Source organism: Bacillus sp. FSL R7-0646, from assembly GCF_037969865.1.
Classification (GTDB): Bacteria; Bacillota; Bacilli; order Bacillales; family Bacillaceae; genus Bacillus; species Bacillus licheniformis.
The window spans coordinates 3,615,023-3,641,215 of sequence record NZ_CP150217.1; the positions used below are offsets into that span (position 1 = coordinate 3,615,023).

A 26,193-nucleotide genomic window follows, 5' to 3' on the forward strand; every position below is an offset into this window, starting at 1 on the left:
ATGTAAATGTTATGTTTTCCCCTGAACATGAACAGAGGAGGCACTGCTGCCTCCTGTTCAAACTCTATTAATAGCTTGATAGAGTCGTATTTGGATAGTAGAAACTTAAAATCTTCTTGTAATCGTGCCCGGCAGCAGCTCTGGCATTTGCTCCGTACTGACTCATGCCGATGCCGTGTCCGAATCCTTTACCGCTGAGAGTAAAAGCGTTCGTATTGCTGGATACAGAAGCATACGTGCTCTTCATATTCATGCCGCCCAGCATCGATCTTAATTGAGTCGTCGTCACGGAAATCGTCGCTGTTTTTTCTGAAAGTTTTCCGTTTGATAGAACATAGCCATTTGATTTTTCTTTAACAAAGTAAGAAAACTTCACCTCTGCTGTTTTCGGCCGCTGACCGGCAGTTTTTGCGCTGCTCAGGGTCAGGCTTGAGATTTTCGTAATCTTAATAGATTCTGCACTAGGATATTTATTGGTAATAAACCAGCTTTTCAGTCCAGACAAATAGGCGGAGTTCGTTTCATTTGTCGTATTCCACCATGTGCCAGGGCTGCTCAGGTTTAAGCCGCTGGTATTGATCTGCGTCCTATTCAAGGAAATCGACCAGCTGTTTTGCGGGTCATATGTATCCGCTTTGGCAATTAAATATGGCACACTACCGCCCCATACCTCTGCGCTTGCTTCCGTATATCCCCCGTTGCTTGACGAGTAAACGGCTGAAATCAAATTGCCGTTATATTTTAAAACTTGTCCTTTTGTGGCATTTACAACGCTGGATGTCTTCGAATTCCAGTCGTATCCTCCGTATACTTGAAACGCCTGCGTATCGGCCACTACTTTTCCTGCGGAACCGACCGAATAAGTTCTCGCCGCCACCGCTTGGGCTTTTAACGCTTCCGTCTGCCAGCTTGCCGGCATTTCGTGCGGCACAACACCTTTTAAATAATCTTCGAACGGAATGTTTTCGTTTATCGGCCGAACATATTTGCTTGATTCAATCGTAAACTTCATCTTGCCTAAATAAGGCCTTCCGTTGATGCTGATGGAATTTGACGTCGAATATTTTTTAGGTGATGCCGTAAACGACGTTCCAAGCGTTTTGACGGCTCTATTATTTTTATAGAGCACAAGCTTTCCGCTCGACACGTTAACAGAGTATCCGTCTCCGGTAAACATATCTGCCAGGCTATTTTTCAATGAATCCGTGATCGAGGTGGTCCCCCCAAGCAAAGCAAAAGACTGTGTTCCTTTTTTCGCGACTACATCTGCAACAGGTGTCGGCAGGCTGCCCGCTTGGACAAGCAGCAAAGGATGCTTTTGTTTGGCAGCAAGGACGGAACCGGCCAGCGCATCCGCAAAAGTCGTTCCATTAGACATGAAAACCTTTGATGCGTTCATGTTAAGCGTGTTGACAATGTTCGCTGACACTTCGTATCTGTTCGCTCCGCCGATGCGGGTAACAGCCGCTTTTTTCTTTAATGTGTTTTCAACGCCTGTGCTGACACTCAACGGACCGCCGACGATCGTAACCTTGCTCGGAATATTGTAATCGCTTCGGATTGTATTATTCCCTGAGAGCAGTATCGGATAACCGTTCATTGCCGCATAAGGCGCGATAGACAGAGCGTCGGAAAAGACTAAGCCGGTGGCAACAATCGCTTGGCTGTAGGACCCCATCCGGCTCGCGATGTTTTTGGACACATCATAGCGGTTGGCGCCGCCGATGCGGTCAATTGCCCCATACTTTTTCAGCGTGTTTTCAACATTTTTGGAAACGCTCGTTGTTCCCCCGATAATTAAGATATTATCAGGCTTCATCTTGGCAATTTGAGTTTCGGTTTTCGCCGTCAGCGTACCCGCATCCGTTAATAGAATCGGCGCATCGTACTTCTTTGCAAGCGGAGTTGCAGAAAGCGCGTCCGCAAAAGCGTCCCGATTGACAACCACGACAGTGCTCGGGTTCGTCCATCCGGCAGATGCGACATTGTTTGCCACATCGAAGCGGGTCGCCCCGCCGTACCGCTCTGTCGCGGCGATTCCCGAGCCCGGGATTTCGTATGCGCCGGTAATGTCGACATCAACGCTTGATTTATTGCCCAAATAATTGCTTAACTTTACCGAAATGGTTTTGTCGGCAGCCTGGGCAGATTGTGTAAACATCAGAGCTGCGGCAGTTACTGACGACAGAAGCAGAAGCTTCATCTTTTTCAAAACGTTATGTACCCCCTTGATTCAGCTCTTTATTTTGTTTCGATGCTTTTCAGCTCCAAAACGCCATTTTCACCTTTTGTATATTGGACTTCGACTTTTTTGCCTTCTTCAATGGAATTGACTTTGTCCTGAAGATCTTCATCGACTTGAAGCGTTGTTTCTTTGCCGTCAATGTTCACCGCAATTGTGTGGCTGTCAGCCAACCCCGCGAATGAACCTTCTTTAGTGACGGTTTCTTCAGAGGCCGCATTTTTATTGTCTGAGCTTGACTTGTCCTCCGATTGGCCCGAAGTGCCGCAGGCTGACAACAAAAGCAGCATTGATAATGTTAGAACTATGAGTTTTTTCATCTTCTTCACCTCTCCCTTTTTATCGACAAATTCCAACAGATTCTTTAATTATAGCGAAAAATTTTGCAGATTGATTGGTTTTTTTGAAACATTTTTCTAATGATTTCGTCTATCCAAAAGGACACATATAAGTTTTTGTTGTTTTCGAATTGTGAGAAACTTATAATCAAAGTAGACTATATAAAAGGTGAGGGCTATATGAGAGCTGAAAAGAGAAAGAAAAAGAAAAAAATTCTATATACCATTATCGCTTTGCTTGGAATTTTTGTCCTCTGCACAGGCAGTTATGCCTATTATTTATGGAATAAAGCGGCATCTACTGTGGCGAGTATTCATGAAAATATTAACAAGTCAAAAAAACGCGATTCAGAAGTTGATATTGATAACCATGACCCGTTTTCCGTGCTTCTCATGGGTGTCGATGAACGGGACGGTGATAAGGGGCGCGCAGACTCCCTCATTTATATGACGGTGAATCCGAAAACGAAAACGACTGAAATGGTCAGCATCCCGCGGGATACGTATACTGAAATTATCGGTAAAGGCAAATTGGATAAAATCAACCATTCATACGCATTCGGCGGTGTTCAAATGACGGTTGACACGGTTGAGAACTTTCTCGACGTTCCAGTCGATTATTTTGTTAAAGTGAACATGGAAAGTTTCAGGGATGTCGTAGATACGCTTGGCGGCATTACCGTGAACAGTACGTTCGCTTTCAAATATGACGGCTATTCATTCGGCAAAGGCGAGATTACGCTGAATGGAAAAGAAGCGCTCGCTTATACGAGAATGAGGAAAGAGGACCCGAACGGCGATTTCGGGCGCCAGAACAGACAGCGTCAGGTTATCGAAGGAATCATTAATAAAGGCGCCAATATATCATCCATTACGAAATTCGGAGATATGTTCAAAGTAATCGAAAACAACGTTAAAACGAATCTCACGTTTGACGATATGTGGGATATTCAATCCGGCTATAAGGAAGCCCGCTCAAAAGTCATTCAGCATGAGCTGAAAGGCGACGGCACAAAAATCAACGGAATCTATTATTACAAAGCCGATGAAAGTTCCCTGTCCGACATTACCGCCGAATTGAAAGAAAGCCTTAATAAATAAAAAAAGCTTCCTGAAAAGGAAGCTTTTTTTATTAATCTTTAAACATGTCAGGCCTCGCGCTTCGGTATCCGTACCGGTAAAGAAGCGCCTCCGCAATTCGCCGCGAAGCCTGTCCGTCCCCGTACGGGTTTGAAGCCCGGGACATTTTGCGATATTCATCTTGATCGGTCAACAGCTGTTTAGTCAGCTGATAGATCTTATCTTCTTCCGTGCCTGCCAGTTTAAGCGTCCCGGCCTGAACGCCTTCAGGGCGTTCCGTCGTATCGCGAAGCACGAGGACCGGCTTTCCGAGCGACGGCGCTTCTTCCTGCACCCCTCCCGAGTCGGTGAGGATGAAGTGAGCTTCAGCCGCAAAGTTGTGAAAATCGATGACTTCGAGCGGCTCTATCAGATGGACTTTATCCAAATCGCCGAAATGCTTTGCAGCCGCTTCGCGAACAGCGGGATTGAGATGAACGGGATAAACAACCTGTACGCCGTCAAATTCTTCGATGATCCGCCTGATCGCTTTAAACATGTTTTCCATCGGCTCCCCTAAATTTTCACGGCGGTGGGCGGTAAGCAAAATCATCTTGTCATTCCCGATTTTTTCAAGAACGGGATGTGAATAGCCGTCCCTCACTGTTGTGCGAAGTGCATCAATTGCGGTATTTCCCGTGACGAAAATCGTCTCCGGGTCTTTATTTTCGCGGAGCAGATTCTGTTCGGCCTGCTCTGTCGGCGCAAAATGAAGATCGGCAATCGATCCCGTCAGCTGCCTGTTCAGCTCTTCGGGAAACGGCGAGTATTTGTTTCCGGTTCTGAGCCCCGCCTCTACATGGCCGACGGAAATTTGGTGATAATAAGCGGCAAGACCTCCCGCGAATGTCGTTGTCGTATCACCGTGAACAAGCACAATGTCCGGTTTGATGGACTGAAACAGCTCGTCCAGCTTCACAAGCGCATTAGACGTAATTTCAGCCAGCGTTTGCCTTTCTTTCATGATATTCAAATCAAAATCAGGCTTTATGTTAAAAGCTTCAAGCACCTGGTCAAGCATTTGCCTGTGCTGGGCTGTAACCGTCACATAAGACTCAATGTCGGGGTATTTCCTTAATTCAAGGACGAGCGGCGCCATCTTAATGGCTTCAGGGCGCGTGCCGAATACTGTCATGACTTTTAGTTTCTTCATTTTTCTATCACCTGTTTTCTGTATGAACAGCTTTTTTACAAAGAAAGCTTTGCCTATATTTTTCTCGCAGGAGCCAGATTTCTTTTTAATACGTTTGTTATCTCATCATAAAACATATATTTATAAAACCGCAAACCTACCGATGGATAATGAGAATTCTCTTTATTATACAACATCTTTATGCTTTATACCTGTTTACACTTGTTTAAGAATTGTTTTTCTTATATGATGAGTTTGTAATTGTAATTTTCCGGGGTATATCATACATATATTCTGCATACTCTCCGCTTGCTAAAGCGCATTTTTTTCTCGCTGAGTAGAAAACATAGTTTAAGGAAGGTGTATTGAATTGAAGAAAGTTCGTAAAGCCATAATTCCCGCAGCAGGCCTTGGAACACGTTTCCTCCCTGCAACAAAAGCGATGCCTAAAGAAATGCTTCCAATCGTTGATAAGCCAACCATACAATATATTATTGAAGAAGCTGTCGAAGCCGGCATTGAAGATATTATCATCGTAACAGGTAAAAGCAAACGAGCGATTGAAGATCATTTCGATTTCTCGCCGGAACTCGAACGAAACCTTGAAGAGAAGGGTAAAACCGAACTGCTTGAAAAAGTAAAAAAAGCGTCAAATCTCGCTGATATCCACTATATTCGCCAAAAAGAACCAAAAGGACTCGGACATGCCGTTTGGTGCGCCCGCAACTTTATCGGAGACGAGCCGTTCGCAGTGCTCCTTGGAGACGACATTGTCCAAGCGGAAAAACCTGGCCTTCGCCAGCTGATGGACGAGTACGAAAAGACTCTCTCATCCGTAATCGGCGTTCAGCAGGTGCCTGAAGACCAAACGCACCGCTACGGGATCATTGATCCTTTGACAAATGAAGGGCGCCTATACCAGGTCAAAAACTTTGTTGAAAAACCAAAACCGGGCACAGCACCGTCTAACCTTGCGATTTTGGGACGCTATGTCTTTACTCCTGAAATTTTCATGTACTTAGATAAACAGCAAATCGGCGCAGGCGGAGAGATCCAGCTGACAGATGCGATTCAGAAGTTAAACGAAATCCAGCGCGTATTCGCTTATGACTTCGAAGGCAAACGCTATGACGTTGGAGAAAAACTCGGTTTTATCCAGACAACTCTCGAATTTGCCATGCAGGACGACGAACTGAAGGATTCGCTGATTCCATTTATGCAGGACCTTTTAGCAAAGGAAGAAATATAAAATTCCAAAATAAAACTGGCAGGATTGGATCGCTGCCAGTTTTATTATTAGTATGCAGAAGCAACACTCAGACTATGCTCATCATTATCGATAATAAACAGTTGATTTTTTGTCCTAATCATATACCTGTTCTTGCTCTTATCTAAAATTACTTGATCATCTTTTAGCATTAAAGACTTAGGAGAAACTTTCTGGATATCGTGAAATATAACTGTCGTTGCCTTTTGATTTTCTAAAACATAACTTACATTTTCATATCTAAGATAATAGCCGTTCCTTCCATCCTCAAACTCTTTTTTCGTTACCCCTTTTAAACTTTCCTGTAATACTGCCTCGTCTTTTCCTAGAAAAGAAAGTAAATACTCATAAGAAGCTTGAGCATTTTCACTGAAATACGGCTTAAAAGCGTTCACTAATAGGTTAGCTTTTGATTTTTCATTCCCCAGAGTAACACCATTTTTAGTAACAAAGTAATTTTTTTGGTTGAAATTGATTTTTGCAACTTTTTTATTTTGAGAAATAAGGGTCACTTTTGTTCCAAATTTTAAAGAAACCTTTGTTTCGTGTTTCGCTTCTTTATCACTATATGTTTGAAGATCTTCAGTTAACACATACCCAATTTGATTTACCTTCGTAAAACGGCCTGTTTTTTGCTCTTGATGCTGTTCTGTTTTCTTTGCTTCATTTCCCGGAATAGCGCCAAAAGAAGCAATTGTTCGCAAAGGTGTGCTGATAAACATCGTTGCTGCTATTGCAACAAGCAATACAGACAGGATGGATATCTGTATAGCGTTAGCAACGGTTTCTGATTTCTTCCCCTTATTATAAAAACGAGTTGTTCTCTCCTCTTTTTGTTCAAGCATTCTTTCTTTGACATGCTCAATTTGGTATTTTTTCTTTTCCTTTTTAGACAACTTATTGAACCAATCAACAAAAGCTTTATATTCTTTTACAACTTTTTTGGTTTCGCCGAACATGCGCATTTCGCCATAGTGCATCCAGGCAACACGGTCGCACATTTTCTCAATTTGACTAATTGAATGGCTTACAAAGAAAATCGTTTTTCCGCGCTCTTTAAATTCATTAATTCTATCGACACATTTTTGATAGAATGTCTGGTCACCGACAGACAGTGCTTCATCAATAATTAAAATGTCAGGATCGATGTGAGCTGATATCGCAAAACCGAGGCGCGATTTCATCCCGCTTGAATAGCTTTTAACAGGCTGATTGATAAAATCCCCGATATCAGCAAACTCGACAATTTTATCATAAAGCTCATCAATCTCCTTGTTGGTCAGCCCCATCATCAAACATTTAAGCCGGATGTTATCCTTTCCGCTCAACTGGTTGTTCAATCCAGCCGAAATTGCAATCAGAGAGGGCTGTCCATTCATCTCGATTTCACCGGCAGTCGGCGGAATAACTTTTGCAAGCAAATTCGACATCGTCGATTTACCGGAACCGTTGATCCCAACAAAACCGATGGTTTCCCCCTCATAAACATCAAAAGAGACATTTCGCACAGCAAAAAACCCTTTATCACTTTTATTAGGCAGGAACAACGCTTTTACCTTATCAGATTGTTTCTCATAGAGCTGATACTGTTTTGAAACATTTCGAAACGAAACTTTTAGTTTCATCGTATATTCTCCTTACTTTATTAAAGAAAATCAACAAACTTGTCCCTGAATTTCATATGCAAGATGGACCCCACCGTCAACAGCAGCAATGTAAATACCCAGAAATACAAAGTATATTTTACATCTTGAAAAAACCATTCACCATTTAAAAAGCTGTTTCTAAAGCCGTCAATAATATAGTAAAGCGGATTTAATTTAATAATTGTTACCACATACGGCTTGTTTGCCAAACTGTGTGCCACATCCCAAAAGATCGGCAGGAGAAAAAACAAAAGTCTTGTCCCCGCTTGAAGCAAAAACTGATAATCCCTAACTAATACACTGATTGTTGAATTCAACAGACTGAATGAAAACATAAATGCAATCATACAGAACAGATAGTAAAAATATTGCAGCCAATGCAACGTGGGAAAAAATCCACTACCCATCAGGATCAGGACATAGATCAATGTCATCCCAAAGTAGCTGAATAAATTTGAAGCAATTACAACGGCCGGCAGTGAGCTGACCGGAAAATTCATTTTTGACACTAAATTAATTCTTTTATATACACTGTTTGATCCATCAAGTATCGTTGGGCTAATAAAAAACCAAGGAATGATGCCCGCAAGCATCCAAATAATAAACGGATAGTGTTCGACATCTGCTCTAGCGCCTCTAATTCCTGCTCCAAAAACAAACCAATAGGCTAAAATTTGGATCAGCGGGTTTAGAAACTGCCAAACAACACCCAAATAGTTCATTTGATACGTTGACTTTGTTTCATAAACCGCAAGCCGCATAATGAGCGGAAGCGAAGAAAATACCTCTTTCAAAACTTTTATCATTGCATTCATTGGTTATCTTCCTTAAACTAATTTGATTTGGGGTTTTTTTGCTAAAGAAATTTAAAGTACCGCAGTTTATTGTAACAGATGTTGAAAATTTTTTCACATCAAAACAAAGTTAAGAACCTTCATTTAGCATTTTGGAACCAACTCTCCGCGATCCAAATACGAAAAAGGCTAAGTTACCCCTTAGCCTTTTCTTTAAGTATGCCTGAAAAACGTTAATTTGAAATCGTTTCAAAAAGTTTTTTCCAGTCTTTCAATAATCTCTCTTCACTAAACTTCTCAGTTATTTTAGCCGCTTCAACTGACATTCTTTCTCTCTTTTCACCATCATTTAATAGCTCAATAATTGCATCCGCCAGCTGATCAATGTTTCCTCTATCTACAATTTTCCCATCAACATCATTTGAAATAACATCTCTAGGACCATACTTGAAATTGTAGGAAACTGGAACACATCCAGCAGACATACTTTCCATTAAGGAAAGACAAATCCCTTCATAATCAGAAGTTACTAAAGAGAGTGCTGATTTAAAAAATACGCTATAAACATCAGCAGAAAAGCCTTTTAACAGTACATTATTCTCTAAACCGAGCTCCTTGATTAAGTTTTTTAAATTTTGCTCCTCAGAACCCCGCCCATAAAGTTCTAGTTTTGCATCCGGTATTTTATCAACAACTTTTTTAAACGCTTTTATGGCATGATCCTGATTTTTCATCTTCTCATATCTTGCCACAAAAACCACAGAACGAGAATCTCGTTGAGTATCTTTTGCAATTACCTTTGGGGCATGGTGCGGTATCGCAAAAAACTTGTCACTTGCACCAAATTGTGAAATTATATCATTCTTTTGTTCTTCTGTTAAAAACACAACCGCACTATAATCGTGAATATGATTAAAGAAGTCAATTTGTTCTTTTCTTATCGGACTGCCGATGGTATATGGTGCAGCAAAGTGATTGCTGTGGAATGTATAAATAACCTTTAAGTTTTGCAGCTTACTCTCAATACTCTGCAACTGGACTCGATTAAAACCATATTCAGATATTAAGAACATTTTTTTCTCTTCAGTTAATACGCAATTTAATAGCCAATAAGCTAACATCTCTTTTTCATTATTAAACTTCGCCTTGAAGATGCCGTTTTCATCAAAGTAAATAATTTGGTTCGTTTTATTAGTTTTTGGGTTTCTTGAAAAACTCAAATAGCAGTTTCCTTTTTTGTTAAAAAGCAGAACCCTGGATGGTGTATTTGTTTGATAATCCATATATTCTACTTTTCTTACGTATCCCTTCGAATCAAACCATTCACGTTTCTCTCTGGTGAAGTTAGGCAATAAATGATCAATAAACAATAAATGCCCTTCTTCTTCCGAATACCATTTGAATTTTAAATAAAGTCCATCCTTATAGCATCTATAAACATTCTTCTTAACCTCGTCCTGAACCGCAACCCATCCATCCTGTTCAGGAGAATGGACGATTTGGACTCTCTCATCTCTCTGTGTATCATTAGAGAGTTCATTATATAAATAACGAACTGTGGTGTTGGGCTCCAGTTGATTATTATCTTCCAGGGAATTAATACATTCATCATAATTAATGTACCATTCGTGTATTAATATATCATTTTTAATATTATTTTTTGATAGAACATTACTTCTTCTTAATACTGAGGTTGCTAAGCCTGTTGGTTTTGCGGGCAAACCGCCAAACATGAGCATGTAAACTTTATAGTCCATGGTTATCCACTCCAATTTTAGGTTCCACTAATACTGGTGATGAGTTCTCGATTTCTTGAAAAAGATTTCGCCATTTTTTTCCGATATTTTTTGTAGAGTATCTATCTACATTTATAATTGCTTGATTCCCCATCTTTTTTCTTTTTTCCGGATTTTCAATTAAAAAGTTTAGAGAATGAGCAAATTGATCAACATCACCGTTATCTACTAATATGCCATCTTCATTCATTCTGATTATTTCAGATGGCCCTTTAGGACAGTCAAAACTTACAACCGGTACTCCACACTGCATCGCTTCAACTATAACCATGCCAAAACCTTCGAAACGAGAACTGAGAGCATAGATTGAGGATTTCATCAATTCATTTTGAATATTATCAGTCGGTCCCATTAAGTAAACATGATTATAAAGATCTTCTTCTATAATGAGGTTATTCAAATTTTCTTTTTCCTGACCAATACCAAAGATTTTTAAATTCCATTCCGGATGTTTTGCAACAACTTGCTTAAAAGAATGAATTAATAGATCAAACCCCTTTTGTTCAACAAGTCGCCCTGCAGCTATAACCGTTTTGGATTCTAATGAAGATTGCATTGGATCTATATCAGGAATAGAATTCGTAACTTTTCTAATTCTGAGTTTTGTTCCTTTAAACAACTTCACATAATCGTGTGTATCATCATCTGTAAGTGTTAATAAATAATTTAAACGAGGGTAGTATTTGAGAATCGACCGTTGCATTCTGCTTGAGTAAACTGAAAAATTCAAATGCTCTTGTCCAACTAATATAACCCCTTTTGGCGCATGTTTAGCTGCAAATAAATTAAAGCTTGGCCTCGTTGTAATCAAAATTCCTTCCTTTATTGATTTAATAAACGTATAAAGTTTTATATCTGATAATAAAGAAAAGAAATGCCGAGCTTCTTCGTCCGGATGAATCATTTTAGATTCTTTATTTAAAAGATAATTACCCATCCTTGCTTTAAAACTCTTTCCTTTTTTATCCCATGTTGTCATATCGTGCAGTACAGTTATTTTTATACGGGGATCTATATAAAAGAACTCTTTCTTTTGCCTCTTAAATAGAGAAATAATTTCGACTGGCTCTCCTTGATCAACCAGATAATTTGCTGTATTCAAGACTGTTCTTACAGTTCCGCCCATTCCAAAGACATTCATAACCAAAAAATATTTTTTCATTATCTCACCCTAAAATATACGATCAATTATTTTTTTTGATGCAAGCCCATCATCGAATTCACAATACTTATTATAAAAATCTTTGTACAGATTTTTATACAGAAAACTAATCTGTTTTATATTATTTATTGACTTAAATAAATCCACTTCATTAGTAACAATCGGACCAGGAGCCTCTTTCCTAAAATTAAAATAAAAGCCTCTTAGAGCAGAAGAATATTTATTTATATCATAAGCAAAAAATATAATTGGTTTTCCGGAATTAGCAAAATCAAACATGACAGAAGAATAATCGGTTACAAGAATATCAGTAATTAAATAAAGATACTTAATATCATCATAGTTTGAAACATTATAAATCAGTCCTTCATATTTGCTTATTTGAGCACGAACTGCATCCCGGTAATGAAGCCGCACTAGTAGCACATATTCTTCACCGAACTTTTCAATAAAGTGGTCTAAATTAAATTTAAATTGAAATGGTTCATGTTGTTTTTTATTGTGGAAATCGTCATCTCTCCAGGTCGGCGCATAAAGGATAACTTTTTTATTTCTCGGAATCCCCAACTCTTCTTTTACAGAATTTGCGATCTTTTCTTTATTGGACACATAAAAAATATCATTTCTAGGATACCCTGTTTCCAATATATCTTTCTTAAAAGCAAAAGCACTCCTATACACAGATGAAGTAAAAGTATTTGGCGAAACAGTAAAGTCCCATCTACTATTTCTTCTAATAAGAGCAGGTGATGTATTTTCTTTATATGAAGGTGAATTCGGGCTAATATCGTATCCTAACTTTTTTAGTGGTGTTCCATGCCATGTTTGGATATGAACAGTCCCTTTACGCTTTCGATAAAAATCAGGAAAGTTACCATTGTTAACAAAATATTTTGCTTTCGCCATGTAATAAAAATACTTTAGTGAATTAGGTTTTACGATAACAGTGTTACTGTTTTCTGTTAACTTTTTGTTTATATTATTTAAAACCCACACGTACTTATATTGTTGGCCCCGTGTTCTCACTAACTCCTCATAAATTGCCCTAGGATTGCATGAATAGCTTTTCCCATGGAAACTTTGAAACACAATGATTTTATTATTAATAGGAAGACTTTTATTAAAAATTCTATAAACCACATTATAATTTTTAAATAATAATCTATTAATAATGTTATTATTTAGTTTTGCTCTATCTTCAAATGAAAATACGCCTTTTTGGGCATCTATATTAAGCTGGAGAGAAATAAATTTGTTATCATCAATATGAACCTTCAATATGGCTAAATCAAAATTAATATCTCGTATTAGATCATTTAAAACATCACGATTTAAGAAGCTGCTAATGAATTCGAACGAATATTCCAAAATGGTATTGGATGTTTTCTCCAAGTTAATTGTTCCCGGGACAGTTATTTTTTCTGTTTTATTTGGAATCCGAAAATAGATAACGGACGAAAATTCACCTGTTAAGGTTTTTGCCATTTCCCCATTTGAAGGATTTACATTAAGAAGGCCGTTTAATATAAAAGAGTCTTTTTCAATTCTGTAATGTTGAATTTTTTTCTGAGCTGCCACTTTACGAATTAATAAAGATAAATCATTGTTTAATGTATAATAAGGCTTAACAGAAAAAAGTTCGTTTAAACTATTTTCCATAGTGTATTGTGGTAATTGAACAATTTTTTGTTTATGTTCGATGTCATCCAATACCTTTGATACACGATAACTATTGTAATTTGTTTCAATATAAATATCCCATATTCCCAGGCCTAGTTCTGCATCCTTCAACAGATTAGCTAAATTGATCTTAATGATATTTGTCTTTATCGGAATTTTCACCACTGAAAAATCTGATCTATTTCTAAAAAGTACAGATGAAACTTCCTCACCTATCGATTTATTTAATACTTCTCCATTGATGGTTAGATTTTCATCTTTAAAATAGACTTCATTCAATTCATAATGACTTTCTATATTCTTGATATATAATTCAAATGTCATTTCGGTTTTACGATTTACCGAGTGAAAAGAGATGGAATGATGGTTAATAAAAATGCTATCCTTCGGAAGCACACTTTTGTTTTTAATGTAGAGAGAGCTTGTATATTCTTCTCCTTTATATCTTGTTTTTATATATACAGATAATTTAGAGGATTTAAATAGAGACAAGACATCCCGAAGATTAATCTCTTTTTCAAAAAAGATTTGACCATTTGCTCTTATTAAATCCAAACTTTTTTCTAAAACTTGATGGTCTTTAGATTCCAATATAAAGGAAACTCCCTCGACCTCTTCTAAATCCTTAATATCAATTCCCCCGGCTACACCTCTTATTAAAAGTGCTCCATTTTCATTGATATGAATTTTTTTCAGCATATAAAATGGTTCTAGTGATGTCACACGAATAGATAGGTTTCCTTTAACCGTCGAATAAAGAATAATATTTCGTCCGAGTTCTTTTATTGACGATGATCTCATCTCCATTTTTGCTGTTAAACCATCATATACTCGATATTTATTATCCGATTCATTATTTAAAATATAGGCATCCCAAAGCCCTACTTGCCCAAAAACGCTTTTATCAATGGTGTATTGAATTGAAATTTCTGTATTGGATGCTACTGCCTCATCAGGGTTTATTAAGATTTCTTCTTGCGTAGACCTATTTTTCAATAAAAAAAGTAAATTATAGTAATCAGAAACATCCACAGTATCATTCATTTTCACATTCAATTTAATTACTTCATCAAAAAATGTAATTGAAAGCAGTGAACTCATCCGACTACCTTTGGGTTTCCACAACTTTTTAAGGAGCAAAATTTTCACCTCAGACCTTAGCTATTAATTGAAATAATTATTTGATCACGAGTTTGCTGTAGCGAAACAGAATAAGTTTGATAATCAAATTGACATGAAGACTGATTTTGATAACCAAAAAGTTTAACCGGAAAGTCTATATGATTATCAAATGCATTATATGTTCGAATAAACAAACGCCATCTCGAATTTCGTTCCATACATCTTAAAAACTCATCATCTAATTTAAATTGGAATATACCATCTATTACTTTCCCAATCAGAGAATGATATACATTTGGTTTATTAAGAGACTTTAATATAAAAAATGTTTTATTTACAAAATAATCCAACTCACTTTCGCTGCTTATAATTGCTCCCTCCAAATTTAATGAATCTTCAGATTTGTTTATTTCAGAAAGATAAACTTCCGTTTCAAAGGGTTGGAATATAAATGCCAGAGTATTATATATTGTGGAAAATGGTTTGAATTTATATAAAGTTTTGTTGTCATATTGATAATCTTCATTGAAATCTTTTCGCATCAGCTTTATTGGATAGTCTTTAACTTGTCCGTTATCCTCTAACCTTAAAAAAAGATCATATACCTCACTAGGGGACATAGCTTTTTTTAAAATCTCTTTCAAATTGGTTTGAAAGAGTAGGTTGTTGTTTACTTCATCTATTTCTATGTCGTATAGATGCTCATGTACATATTGGCCGTATTTATTAGACTTTGAACGTTTTTTAATGGAGAGAATAGGGTTAATGCCTTTCAAGTCGATTTCTCCACAGACCTCAATTTCAACCGTAAACAACTTTTCAGAAAAAGTTGTGTTGACTGCATTAACCACAATGTCATTGTTTCGTATCGAAAAAGTTAAAACTTTATCCTCGCTGCATCCTACCTCTAACCTGCTTAATTCATTATTTTTAAATTTATAACTCTGAGGAGACAGGTCAGTCCCGCAATATACAGGCGTTTGTTCTCCCGTATTCGAATTAAAAATAAACATCTCATAATCGCCTTCTTCATATAAATAAAGCGATTCTAAATCTATTAGTATTTCTCCCTGCTTGTTCTCATATTTCTGAAGAGATAAGCTTTTCGTTTGATCTAATTGATTGACAATTCTAACCGTGAATTCAGGTTGATTTTTTAAATTCAAATTAAAAAAGTTCATACTTATATGCTTTACATCATCAATAACCAATATTACTTATCCCCCAATACCCGATATAAACTATTTTTTTCGCTAAACTAAATAATTATCCAAACGCTCTCCACAAAAAACAACAAAAAAAGAAGTAACAGCTATCACTTCTATATGAAGAATTTCAATATTCTAATTAAACAAAATAATCTAAAATAAAATTAAAAAACAATCCAAAAAATTCTGTGGTAATCAAATATTCCTTTACTAATACCAATTCAACATTTTTTTTTACAGTGTTTAATAATGTCTTATGATATCATAAAAGAAGCTGAAAGTTAAGATCTTTAGGAGGTTGATTTTCAAAAAAACATGTCTAACGGTCGAGTTTTTGATTCACAAGGGGGTTATAAACTCCTATTTAAATCAAAAGTGCGAAAAACACACCTTAAACAGCACGAATGATCTATTGACAACACAAAGAAAAAAGAAGGCGGGAGCTGTTTCAAAGATAAAAATAATGCCTTTTGGACAAAAAAAATCCTGATCTTTTATAACTTAGTGACCGCATATAAAATAGGCACTATGTCATTAATCGTTCAACCAAGACAATTCTTAAATACTATTAGTCCCCTTATTTCTCTAGACATTTTTTCGATCTATTTCCAAAGAACTGCACCTTAGACATTCAACAAAAATCATCTGTTAGGCTACAAAGTGTTTTTTCCATGCTGCCAGCGAACTCAGTAAACACCTTACAATGATATGACTTGCTGCCGTCCAAATGCCACATGTAATTTAACCGATTCCACTTAGGATCGCTTTATATCCTTCTTCAACAAGTTTTATTCGTAACCGAAACGACTTCTGATTATAGAGAAATATCTATCTGAACGTCTTACGGTTTTCGCGGCTGAGTCATTCTCTTGAAAATTGAATAAAGCCAAGTTCTAAATGTTTCTCAATTTCTTGAATGATTTCTTAAAGCACAGAGCCAACAGATTCAAGCTGTACTCAAGTCGTCTGCAAAAAATTAAAAGACGATGGACAACTTCAAGCTAAAACAAGGAAATATTAACTGCCATATTACGATTGACTAGCTGAAACTTGTTATTTTCTTTTTTTTGTTTAGAATAAAAAGAAGGTATTAGTACAAAAGACCAAACAGAAACAGACTTTTAAATTAGCCGATAAACTTTTAAGGAGTTGCCAACAGTGTACAAATCATGCGATCAAGATAAAAAAACTATTGTTTCCTTTACAATGGTAAAGAACGAAGCTGATATTATAGAAGTATTTATTAGATACAATTTAAAGTTTCTCGATCATATGTTCATTTCAATTAATCGTCCGAATGATGAAACGAGAACAATATTACAAAATCTTTTAAATGAAGGGTTGCCTATAACACTATGGGAAGACGATGATCCGTCATTTGAACAAAATAAAAAGACCACTGAAGCATACCATAAAATTTCCAAGGAATTTAGTTTCGATGCAATAATTTTTTTAGACGCCGATGAGTTTATATATGGAGATATAACCGAACTCAAAGAAAATATCAAACAGGGTAATATATATCAAATGGATAGGCTTGAGTACGCTTATTTAGAAGACCTTTCGTTTAACGAAAACGTTTTAGAGAAGATACAGTATAGGAGAAAAAAATATCAATCTGCAAAGTCTCTAATTTGCCATGACAAAACAGATTATGAAAATTACAAAATAGGAAATGGAAACCATTACGTTTATTACAAGGGAAAGAAAAAAATAAATGATAAGTTAAACCTAAAATTGGCTCATTTCCCTTATAGATCAACCAATCAATTTATTAATAAAAATATTTTTGAATTGGCTCTCTCTAATGTTTAACAATCCTGCCCTGTTGCATGCTGAAAAAACCATTGGTGTCCATTGGAGAAATTCTTATAAATATCTGTTAGATAGAAATTTAAATCTGTCATCCAATGATTTATTCTCGTATCTTTATAAAACAAGTGATAAAGAAAGCTTTAAAGAGGAACTGATATTTGAACCCTTAAACACAAAAGATATTCATTTAAGATACACTACCCAAAAAAATGAAAAGTCATTACAATATATGCTAGTCAAGGATTTCGAGTCAGCTTTAAATAAAATATACGAATTGAGGAGTACACAGCTTAACTCTTTACCTAACAATGCAGCTCAACCCCAATCTACCACTTATGATAGTGGCTTTAACTATAGCGAAGTCAAATTATTAAACAATGCAAAGGTTTATGCCCAAGACACCCTTCCCCGAATTAGAAAAATAGGAAATGAAGTAGAACTATCGGGAGCTATTAAAGGGATCTCTAAAGGGAAGTCAGGTGAATATATTGAATTCCCAAAAGAGCTGGCACCGGATCGAAACTTTCAATACACCAATGTTTCTTCACATGGCAGTTTAGCATACTGGCAGGTACAACCCAATGGTCGGCTGAAATTATTAAGAGTCACAAATCAGAACGCTGATGATTTATCCTGGTATCCTTTTCATATTCGTTGGTTTGTTTGAAATTGATCAGGAAATAAAAATTCCCCTTTAAAAACACTAACAGTGTACTTAAAGGGGAATTTTTTTATATGGAAATTTGATAAGCATTGTCAATGTGAAAGATGAAGTTATGTTGTCCTCTAGATTTCAATAAGTTAAGGACGCAAAACAGACATATATCAACTTGCAGTCCTTTAATCTTCCATGAAATCATAATTAAACGACCTTAACCCGAAAGGAAAAACGGACTAAGGTCGTGAAGAAGTGTTTTTAATTGTAATGGCATTAAATTCACAAATTAAACAGGTATTACTTAAACTTGCTCAGAACAAACTTCTTTATAAAACATTTTCATTGCTTGTTGATTGTAATCTTCGTAGTTAAATCTCTTGAATCTTCTATTATAATTTAAATCTTTATTTAATGTACTACCCTCGTCTTCCGAGTTGTCTAAGACGAACTTTTCCATCTCAGAAAAAAGCCCATCTAAATTATTTGGAGCAAGCGTTCCATACCCATCTTCTAAAATACTTCTAGAACCTGCAATGTCTGTAGCAATTATGGGTTTATTTAGTACAAGCGTTTCTAACAACACCATTGGCTGTCCTTCATGATTAGAAGATAAAACAAAACAATCAGCTTTATTAATTAGGAAGAATGGATTTTTCATTTGTCCAGTGAATATAACACTGTCTGCTACTCCTAGTGTTTCAACTAGATCACTCAAAGTCTCCTTTAAAATACCGTCACCTATAATATAAAGCTTCATTTTCAAACTTTTATATTTATTGATCAGTTGAGAGAATGCTTTAATTAACTTCTCTTGATCTTTTTCAGGTGATAGCCTTCCCATGTTTACAAAATTGATTTCGTTATGTTTAGGAAGCCTAATCCCTTTCATACTAAATATTCCTGGCTTTTCTTCCTTTTGGATAATATGATCTTGGCCCTCATAGCTCTCGATAGAAAAACCATGATTTTCTACAGAATCTATAATCTTTTCCACATTTAAAGAGTTATGAACGTAAACCATCTTATTCGCATCAACATAATGTGCTAAATTTTCAGCATTTAAATCTCTAGTATGCTTTGCTACAGAAACGATTTTATTAAAACACTTATATAGAGAAAAGACTATACCTAACTTACGTTTGTGTTTATATTTTCCATTAATGATTTTTTCAGTCTCAGCTAGCATATCATTATGTTGGTATATACTCTTTTTAGAAAAATCCCCTAGAGCCATAACCATTGTCCAGAAAGGTACGTATCCACTAAAATCGATTGCTATATCGACCTTAACATTACCCAACATACGATTTATTTCTCTCCGAAAAATCTTTTCAGGGTTTCTTTTCGCTAGTTCCTCAGTGTATCCCCTTCTGTTCATCAATCCATGTAAATACCATTCTTTTATGGTTAAGTTCATACTTCCTACTCGATATACCCGCTTTGCCTTTGCATTTATCCTGCTTATATTGTAAGAAGATTCTTTATCATAGTTTCCTTTATCAATTACAACCACATTATACTTGTCGTAATCTATATTGTTTAACAAGTTTATAGCCGAGGATGTTATACCATTATTCAGGAAACCGCCACAGTAAATCAAAATGGTTTTTTTGTGAGGCTCTTTAACATCAAAGACACAGTCAGACTGTTCTTGTTTGCCTTTAAATATAATATCAACTACCTTTTGAGTAGCATCTCCCACTCTTTTGATGTAAATCTCATTCATTTCTTGATATACAGACTGATATTGTTCTTGTATAGACTCAATATCCTTAATACATTTTGCAAGCTCATCAGTTGTTTTACATATTGGGCCAGCTAGTGTATTAACGTCCAAGTACATTCCTCTTTTTTTCAGATACTGCTCTTTATCATACATAAAATACAGAATTGGTTTGTTGGTTGCCATATAATCAAAGAAAATACTTGAATAATCTGTTATCAGGATATCTACAAGTGATAATAACTCATTTGTATCTATACAATCTGGAATACATTTATTCATTAATTGTTCATCATGTTCAATATATTTAAATAAAAGGGTATGCACCTTTAATACGAGCTGATAATCGTCTGGAATCTTTTCATTCAATTCCGAAATATGATTGAATAGCTCTTCATTAATGTTGGAAACACTTCCTACTTCTCCCCTCCAGGTAGGTGCATACAAGATAACCTTTTTATTAGGATCAAGTTCTATAAAGTTTTCTAAAGTTTTTCTAAGTTCTTCTTTATCTGTATTAAAGGTCAAATCCATCCTCGGATAACCTTCCTCAATAATTTCCCCATTATAAATACCTGCTAAGTCGTGGGAATCAATTAATTTCTCCGAAGTGAATTGATTTGGAGACAAGATATAGTCGCTATGCAAAAAGTTCCTTTGAATATTTTTATGTTGGCCAATAGGCCCCTCCATATCCTTTCCAAGGGTTTTAAGGGGGGTTCCGTGCCACGTATTGATATAGATTTGACCCTCTTTCTTTTGAAAGTAGGTAGGAAAGGTAACGTTATTGATTAAATACTTTGCTTTAGTCAAATATTTAATATATTCCTCACTATGAACTTTAACAAATCTTACATTTTTCAAGCCTTTATACTTTTGGGCATAAGGATTGTCCTGATCATTTAAAGCCCATATATGGGTGAAATTTTTGTATTCTTCATTGTTTATTAAATGCTTAAATATTGCAAATGGATTGTCATTCATTGCTTTTCCATGATAAGATTCGTAGAAAATAATATTTTGATCAATTCTATTCTTCTTGAAATTCCTTGCGAATTTAACAGTGCGTTTGAATTTTTTATTGTTGGTGTAAGTTTTAAAAGGCTCTAATAAAAACTTCGCCCTTCTTTTAGCTATTTTTAATTTCTTATTCATTCCAAGCTCCTCTATTTTCTTACTTATTTTAAAGGTGAATTTATTAGCAAATCCCATACACAAGAAAATTAATTTTTAGGTGATTAAACTTGACTTAATCATCTTAATTTTAATACCTCTCACAAAGTTTCTAAAAAGGAAATATCAAGGAGTAAATCTTTTCCCTACAGTTTTATACATGACAACCATAATAGCATAAGTTTCTCTAAAAGTTAAGAATCTTTGGCAGCCACTAAGAGGGCTACAATACATTAACAATTATAAGAAAGCCATTGCAATAATACAATGGCTTTGAAATGGTCATTAATGGAGATTTTTATTCAAAAATTCTATTCACCACTTTTTCAGAAGAATTGCCCGTCTCCAGGTAACAAAACTTTTCATAAAAAGGCTCAAAAATGTCAGGCAGACGATAGTCAGATGTCTCTGTTTCCTTGATTTTCTCAATTACTTCCTCAGTCGTTTTGACCAACGGTCCTGGTGCTTCTTGTTCAAAGTCAAAATAAAAGCCGCGCAGCTTGTCACGATAGGTTTCAATGTCTGGAACGAAGAAAATCATCGGACGTTTCAAATTTGCGAAATCAAAGAATACTGAAGAGTAATCTGTAATTAACAAATCAGATACCATATAAAGTTCGCGAATATCTTCGTATGATGAGAAATCATATGCGAATCCTTTGTACGGCGATAGGTCAAAGTTTTCCGCGACTAAATAGTGCATTCTTAAAACGATGACATAATTATCGCCGATCTCCTCTCGCAGCTTTTCCAAATTCAAATCAAGGTCGAATTTGTATTTTCCTTTTTTATAGAACTGATCGTCCCGCCATGTCGGTGCATATAAAATGACCTTTTTATCTTCGGGGATATTCATTTTTCTCTTTATGGCCTTCATCGTTTCCGGGCGGTTGTCCGTATACAGAAAGTCATTCCTCGGATAGCCGGACTCAATCATTGTTTTGTTAAATTGAAAAGCGCGGGCAAAGATTTCGGTTGAATAGCGATTCGGGGAGATTAAATAGTCCCACTTCGATGCTTCTTTAGTGAAATTTTGCTTGTACTTCTCAGTGTTGGTGCCCGGCATGTGCACTTCTTCCATATCGACGGCAAGCCTTTTCAGCGGAGTCCCGTGCCATGTCTGCACATATGTCGTGTGCTTTGGTTTTGGGATCCACAAAGGAAGCCGGCTGTTTACAACCCAATATTCGGCCCTTGCCATGGCGAACAGCCACTTCAGCGTGAATCGGTGAATATAAGGGACATTTTTTTCTTCAAAAATTTCTGTATAACTCGGATTTACACTCCATATTAAGTTGTATTCCGGATGATGTTCCTTCATATATTCGTAAATTGCTCTCGGATTGCAGCTGTACTGCTTGCCGGCAAAGCTTTCAAAAATGACGGTTTTCTTTTTAACAGGGAGTTTGCCGGCCAGTCCAAAAGTAAAATAGTATGCTCTCTTCACCATGCCCGAAATCTTTTTCTTTGCTTTATTCTTGCCTTTGCGTATGACTGACATCAGCCTTTTTCCTTTTCCTTTGGCAAAATAAACCGCACGGGTTTTGATCGTATAGTCATTCATTCTTAGACGCATACCCCGTTTTCGCTTCTGCGGATAAATGTGAAAACGAGCCGGTCCTTTTTTTGTGTTAACAATTGAAAAACTTTCTATATCATCTATAAGCTTGAATGCCCTGCTTTTTATAGCGATTTCCTCCCCTGTTGCAGCATCTTCACCTACGTATTCTATATAAAACTTAAAGAAAGCAGGCATCCTGTTCTCCTCGTACAGCTTTTTCAGATCGATTTCCGCCTCAAATCCAACGGCATGATCAGAAGAATCAGCTGACAAATCGACGCGCTGAACGCCTTTTAAAGGGAAATTGAAAACCCTTTCTTTATCGTTTTGGCTAATTTCCTTTAAAACCAGCTTTCTGCTTTTTACGATTGAACGTTCTTCAGCATCCAGCAGAAAAGTATAGCCTTCAATCATTAGTTTTCCGTCGGAGCTTAACTTAATGCTGTCCGGTTCAGCCACTGCTTTTCTTCGTAAAACATCAAGAGCGAAGTGGCCTTTTCGGGTCTTATACGGAAGATAAATGAACTGATTGGCTCGATCCTTATGCCAAGACAGCTCTAGCGGTTTTGATGCTGTGTATATCCTCTTTTTGCATTGATTTTTTTCATTATTTTCATAAAGTACATAAAAATCGATGACCGTTTCGTCTATCATCAGGTTAGATAGGGTATCTAAAGATATTTCCGCTGCTTTTAACTGCTCTGAATCGCTTATTTTGTTACAAGTTGCACGCGTCTCTTTTTTCGTATTGCGGTTAACTGCCAAAACATCGAGATGATCAAGAGAGACAGAACTTTCGAACACAAAATAGAGGCGAGAATCATTAATTTTTATTTCCCGCAGCTGAAATTCTATCGGAATTGCACTATCCATAAAATCAGTCTACTCCTCTTTTTTTATTCAAAAGCAAAGCTGTTCATACTTATTATATTAAAATGACTCGTATACGAAACAAAAAGCACTTCTTATTTTTTTAAGAAGTACTTTTTGAATTTTTATTAAGCTGAGCCGAATTAAAGGTTTGCGATTTCCTCTTTGATCTTCGTCGTGGAAATCCCTTCGGTTCTCGGAAGGTAAACAACCTCGCAGTAATCCTTCAGGAAGTCGAATTTCCCTTCCCAGTCATCCCCCATGACAAATACATCGATGTCATGATCGATCACATCTTGTACCTTTTGATCCCAGTTTTTTTCCGGGATGACTTCGTCTACGTAGCGGATCGTTTCAAGAATCAGCTTGCGGTGCTCATAGCTGTGATATGCTTTTTTCTGCTTTTGAAGATTGAATTCGTCAGTCGAAATCGCTACGACGAGATAATCCCCCAATTGTTTTGCCCGTTCCAATAACTTGATATGTCCCCAATGTAATAAATCAAACGTTCCATATGTGATGACTTTCTTCATTGTCATGCGCTCTCCTTTCTAATCTTAAGGCGAAAAGCTATATTGATATATCAAAAACACTCGATAAGTTACATTCATTCCACAGGTCTTTACTGATCATTCATTATAGCACATCGCCTATCAAACGTTAAGTATTCTTTAAGGTTAATGCAATTCCAAATTTTATCTAAAAAAAATCGAACCTTTTCTGAATAAGACGTAAAAAATCTTAATCTAATGTAAAGATATTGTTAAGCTTTTATGAATGATCTATGCTAAAATATACGTTAGACCTCCTGAATTTATGGGCTGGTCTCTTAAACTTCGACTTTCATACATTCGTATATACTTACACTTCTTAAACCGGAAGGAGGAAAAAAACTATGCTGCAAACGGAAACGGTTCATCATCTTGCATATGTTAACGGGGATTTGCCCGGATTTTTGAATCATCTTGAAAAATCCTTTATCGACCGCAATGAGGGGGCATTTATCGCAACGGTAAACCCTGAGATCGGGTATGCGGCTGCAAAAGACAAGGATTATTTTAAAACAGTTTCATCTGCTGACTTTATCCTGCCGGACGGAATCGGCATCGTCCTGACGTCAAGGCTGATCAACAGCAGATTAAAATCGAGGATCGCGGGGTACGATGTATTTATCAACCTTCTCAGCTTGGCTGACCGCAAAAAGAAAAGGGTCTTTTTATACGGGGCCAAGCAGGAGGTTATTCAAGCTGTTGCAGATCGGCTTTCAACCGAATATCCCGGAATTGAGCTGGCCGGATACTCACACGGCTATGTCAAAGACAAAGGCGAAGTTGCGAAGCAAATCGCGGCTGCCAAGCCGGACATGGTTTTTGTCGCTCTCGGATATCCTCATCAGGAAAAGTTTATTTATGAACATAAGCATCTATTTCCTCAGGCGATTGCGATCGGCATCGGCGGGAGCTTCGACGTGTTCAGCGGAAAAGTGAAAAGGGCGCCGAAAATGTTCATCAAGCTGAATCTTGAATGGATGTACCGCCTGCTGACCAATCCGACAAGGTGGAAGCGCATGCTGAACATCCCGAAATATGTCTTCTCCGTTCTGAAAGAGGAAAGAGTTCAAAAACAGCGGCACTACTATCCGGAGCAGATCAAAGAGCAATCTAAAATCGATTTGTAGAAAAGAGTTTGGGTAACGAATGAATATACGTTCTTTATTGGTTATGGTTTACTCGGCCGGTCTCGCTTTGACCGGTTTTATTTTCAGATTGGTAAAAGCGCGCGACAGAGCTGTATTGCTTGTTTCCTTTCCGGATAATGCGCGCGCGCTGCTTGATGAGTATGTCAGCAGCAGCCGGCCGTTTGAAATGGAAGTCCTCTATACAAGGCACGCCGTTTCCCTTGCAGATGAATATCCTTCCGTTCGATCGCAAGTGATCAACGAGAAAAATCCGATTCATCTCATAAAAGCCGTATACCGAATGTTCAGGTGTAAATTCGTGTTGACGGATAATTATTTTCTGCTGACAAGTGTTTTGAATAAACGCCCTCAGACGACATGCATTCAAATTTGGCATGCGTCCGGCGCTTTGAAGAAGTTCGGACTCGAAGATATCGGAAACCGCTATCGATCCGCCGGCGATATCAAACGGTTTAAAAAAGTGTATCGTTCATTTGATCATATCGTTGTCGGCTCGGAAAAAATGGCGGATATTTTCAAGCGGTCATTCGGCTTGGGAGATGACCGTTTTTTGCGGACGGGTGTTCCGTTAACTGATGAGTATTTTCATGCCGGAAGACAAACAGCGGAGCGTCCGGACCAAAAGGTTATTCTGTATGCGCCGACATACAGGGACTATTGTTTGACGTCCGTTCGTCTCCCTTTCTCTAAGGAGCAGCTCTCCGGGGAACTGCAGGGAGAATTTTTGCTGCTGGTCAAACTGCATCCGGCCGTGCGGGAACAGATTGCTTTTGAAGAGCACGAAGGGCTGATCAAAGACGTATCAGACGTTCCGTTAAAGGATTTGCTGATGGAAAGCGACATCCTGATTTCCGACTACTCGTCGGTCGCCTTTGAGTACGCTTTGTTAAATAAACCGATTTTGTTTTTCACGTATGATATGGCAGAGTATAATGAAAAACGCGGACTGATCGATGATTTTGAAGCAGTCATTCCCGGCAAAGCCTGCATGGACAGCGAAATGCTGCTGAAAGAAATCAAAGAAATGTCCGATACAAAGGAAGAGATCAAGAAGTTTGCGGAAGAGTGGCATCAATATTCAACAGGTGATGCCAGCATGCGCCTGTTGAACTTTATGAGCGAGCATATGACGGCAAATGAAAAAAGACCGGCCGGTTCCTAATGGAACATGGCCGGTCTTTTTATGAT

Annotated in this window: 18 protein-coding genes; 6 read left to right on the forward strand and 12 right to left on the reverse strand. The window is 37.1% G+C overall.

Annotation, left to right across the window (positions count from 1 at the left end):
* Positions 1–67: 67 nt before the first annotated feature.
* The gene (locus MKY62_RS18900; RefSeq protein WP_003185760.1) at positions 68–2,212 is read right to left on the reverse strand and encodes a SpoIID/LytB domain-containing protein; all 2,145 of its coding nucleotides are present in this window, start codon (positions 2,210–2,212) and stop codon (positions 68–70) included.
* Positions 2,213–2,241: 29 nt separating this feature from the next.
* The gene (locus MKY62_RS18905; protein ID WP_003185762.1) at positions 2,242–2,562 is read right to left on the reverse strand and encodes a hypothetical protein; all 321 of its coding nucleotides are present in this window, start codon (positions 2,560–2,562) and stop codon (positions 2,242–2,244) included.
* 198 nt (positions 2,563–2,760) lie between these two features.
* On the opposite strand from MKY62_RS18905, the gene MKY62_RS18910 reads away from it, so the two are divergent.
* The gene (locus MKY62_RS18910; protein ID WP_009329682.1) at positions 2,761–3,681 is read left to right on the forward strand and encodes a LytR family transcriptional regulator; all 921 of its coding nucleotides are present in this window, start codon (positions 2,761–2,763) and stop codon (positions 3,679–3,681) included.
* Positions 3,682–3,712: 31 nt separating this feature from the next.
* Here the strand turns inward: MKY62_RS18910 and wecB are convergent, their stop codons facing one another.
* Positions 3,713–4,852 (reverse strand): UDP-N-acetylglucosamine 2-epimerase (non-hydrolyzing), encoded by a 1,140-nt coding sequence (gene wecB / locus MKY62_RS18915; protein WP_009329683.1) that lies wholly within the window; start codon positions 4,850–4,852, stop codon positions 3,713–3,715.
* Between the two features lie 349 nt (positions 4,853–5,201).
* Here wecB and galU point away from each other — a divergent pair, with 349 nt between their 5' ends.
* Positions 5,202–6,080, forward strand: coding sequence for a UTP--glucose-1-phosphate uridylyltransferase GalU (gene galU / locus MKY62_RS18920; RefSeq protein WP_016886520.1), 879 nt, complete (start codon positions 5,202–5,204; stop codon positions 6,078–6,080).
* A 47-nt stretch (positions 6,081–6,127) separates the two neighbouring features.
* Here the strand turns inward: galU and tagH are convergent, their stop codons facing one another.
* From tagH to MKY62_RS18950, 6 genes are all read right to left on the reverse strand, one after another.
* Positions 6,128–7,723 carry a teichoic acids export ABC transporter ATP-binding subunit TagH gene (gene tagH / locus MKY62_RS18925; protein ID WP_016886519.1) on the reverse strand — a complete coding sequence of 532 codons (1,596 nt, stop codon included), beginning with the start codon at positions 7,721–7,723 and terminating at the stop codon, positions 6,128–6,130.
* A gap of 20 nt (positions 7,724–7,743) precedes the next feature.
* Positions 7,744–8,559: an ABC transporter permease gene (locus tag MKY62_RS18930; protein WP_016886518.1), complete on the reverse strand. Its 816-nt coding sequence runs from the start codon at positions 8,557–8,559 to the stop codon at positions 7,744–7,746.
* 212 nt (positions 8,560–8,771) lie between these two features.
* The gene (locus MKY62_RS18935) at positions 8,772–10,295 is read right to left on the reverse strand and encodes a glycosyltransferase (RefSeq protein WP_016886517.1); all 1,524 of its coding nucleotides are present in this window, start codon (positions 10,293–10,295) and stop codon (positions 8,772–8,774) included.
* On the reverse strand, positions 10,285–11,496 hold the full coding sequence (locus tag MKY62_RS18940) for a glycosyltransferase family 4 protein (protein WP_339613838.1): 1,212 nt from the start codon (positions 11,494–11,496) through the stop codon (positions 10,285–10,287). The genes MKY62_RS18935 and MKY62_RS18940 overlap by 11 nt, the downstream gene beginning before the upstream one ends.
* 9 nt (positions 11,497–11,505) lie before the next feature.
* On the reverse strand, positions 11,506–14,277 hold the full coding sequence (locus MKY62_RS18945) for a CDP-glycerol glycerophosphotransferase family protein (protein ID WP_225315892.1): 2,772 nt from the start codon (positions 14,275–14,277) through the stop codon (positions 11,506–11,508).
* Positions 14,278–14,333: 56 nt separating this feature from the next.
* Positions 14,334–15,509 carry a hypothetical protein gene (locus MKY62_RS18950; RefSeq protein ID WP_009329690.1) on the reverse strand — a complete coding sequence of 392 codons (1,176 nt, stop codon included), beginning with the start codon at positions 15,507–15,509 and terminating at the stop codon, positions 14,334–14,336.
* A gap of 1,155 nt (positions 15,510–16,664) precedes the next feature.
* Between MKY62_RS18950 and MKY62_RS18955 the strand changes: the two genes are divergently transcribed.
* Positions 16,665–17,321, forward strand: a complete 657-nt coding sequence (locus MKY62_RS18955; protein ID WP_009329691.1) for a glycosyltransferase family 2 protein — start codon at positions 16,665–16,667, stop codon at positions 17,319–17,321.
* On the forward strand, positions 17,314–17,988 hold the full coding sequence (locus MKY62_RS18960) for a hypothetical protein (RefSeq protein WP_009329692.1): 675 nt from the start codon (positions 17,314–17,316) through the stop codon (positions 17,986–17,988). The genes MKY62_RS18955 and MKY62_RS18960 overlap by 8 nt, the downstream gene beginning before the upstream one ends.
* A 292-nt stretch (positions 17,989–18,280) precedes the next feature.
* On the opposite strand, the gene MKY62_RS18965 is transcribed toward MKY62_RS18960, so the two are convergent.
* From MKY62_RS18965 to tagD, 3 genes are all read right to left on the reverse strand, one after another.
* A complete protein-coding gene (locus MKY62_RS18965) occupies positions 18,281–20,857 on the reverse strand; it encodes a glycosyltransferase (RefSeq protein ID WP_016885704.1) in 2,577 nt (858 codons plus the stop codon).
* A 316-nt stretch (positions 20,858–21,173) separates the two neighbouring features.
* Entirely contained in the window at positions 21,174–23,309 is a 2,136-nt protein-coding gene (locus MKY62_RS18970; protein WP_009329694.1) for a CDP-glycerol glycerophosphotransferase family protein, read from the reverse strand.
* Between the two features lie 140 nt (positions 23,310–23,449).
* On the reverse strand, positions 23,450–23,839 hold the full coding sequence (gene tagD, locus MKY62_RS18975; protein WP_011198365.1) for a glycerol-3-phosphate cytidylyltransferase: 390 nt from the start codon (positions 23,837–23,839) through the stop codon (positions 23,450–23,452).
* Positions 23,840–24,204: 365 nt separating this feature from the next.
* Between tagD and MKY62_RS18980 the strand changes: the two genes are divergently transcribed.
* Positions 24,205–24,984, forward strand: a complete 780-nt coding sequence (locus MKY62_RS18980) for a WecB/TagA/CpsF family glycosyltransferase (RefSeq protein ID WP_025806137.1) — start codon at positions 24,205–24,207, stop codon at positions 24,982–24,984.
* Positions 24,985–25,003: 19 nt separating this feature from the next.
* Positions 25,004–26,167, forward strand: a complete 1,164-nt coding sequence (locus tag MKY62_RS18985; protein ID WP_009329695.1) for a CDP-glycerol--glycerophosphate glycerophosphotransferase — start codon at positions 25,004–25,006, stop codon at positions 26,165–26,167.
* Positions 26,168–26,193: the final 26 nt, after the last annotated feature.

What these genes read in the sequence shown, in the direction of transcription:
- MKY62_RS18905 (WP_003185762.1), bottom strand. Translation starts at nt 2,562, where the DNA reads ATGAAAAAACTCATAGTTCTAACATTATCAATGCTGCTTTTGTTGTCA.
- MKY62_RS18910 (WP_009329682.1), top strand. Translation starts at nt 2,761, where the DNA reads ATGAGAGCTGAAAAGAGAAAGAAAAAGAAAAAAATTCTATATACCATT.
- wecB (WP_009329683.1), bottom strand. Translation starts at nt 4,852, where the DNA reads ATGAAGAAACTAAAAGTCATGACAGTATTCGGCACGCGCCCTGAAGCC.
- tagH (WP_016886519.1), bottom strand. Translation starts at nt 7,723, where the DNA reads ATGAAACTAAAAGTTTCGTTTCGAAATGTTTCAAAACAGTATCAGCTC.
- MKY62_RS18930 (WP_016886518.1), bottom strand. Translation starts at nt 8,559, where the DNA reads ATGAATGCAATGATAAAAGTTTTGAAAGAGGTATTTTCTTCGCTTCCG.
- MKY62_RS18935 (WP_016886517.1), bottom strand. Translation starts at nt 10,295, where the DNA reads ATGGACTATAAAGTTTACATGCTCATGTTTGGCGGTTTGCCCGCAAAA.
- MKY62_RS18940 (WP_339613838.1), bottom strand. Translation starts at nt 11,496, where the DNA reads ATGAAAAAATATTTTTTGGTTATGAATGTCTTTGGAATGGGCGGAACT.
- MKY62_RS18945 (WP_225315892.1), bottom strand. Translation starts at nt 14,277, where the DNA reads ATGAGTTCACTGCTTTCAATTACATTTTTTGATGAAGTAATTAAATTG.
- MKY62_RS18960 (WP_009329692.1), top strand. Translation starts at nt 17,314, where the DNA reads ATGTTTAACAATCCTGCCCTGTTGCATGCTGAAAAAACCATTGGTGTC.
- MKY62_RS18965 (WP_016885704.1), bottom strand. Translation starts at nt 20,857, where the DNA reads ATGAATAAGAAATTAAAAATAGCTAAAAGAAGGGCGAAGTTTTTATTA.
- MKY62_RS18970 (WP_009329694.1), bottom strand. Translation starts at nt 23,309, where the DNA reads ATGGATAGTGCAATTCCGATAGAATTTCAGCTGCGGGAAATAAAAATT.
- tagD (WP_011198365.1), bottom strand. Translation starts at nt 23,839, where the DNA reads ATGAAGAAAGTCATCACATATGGAACGTTTGATTTATTACATTGGGGA.
- MKY62_RS18985 (WP_009329695.1), top strand. Translation starts at nt 25,004, where the DNA reads ATGAATATACGTTCTTTATTGGTTATGGTTTACTCGGCCGGTCTCGCT.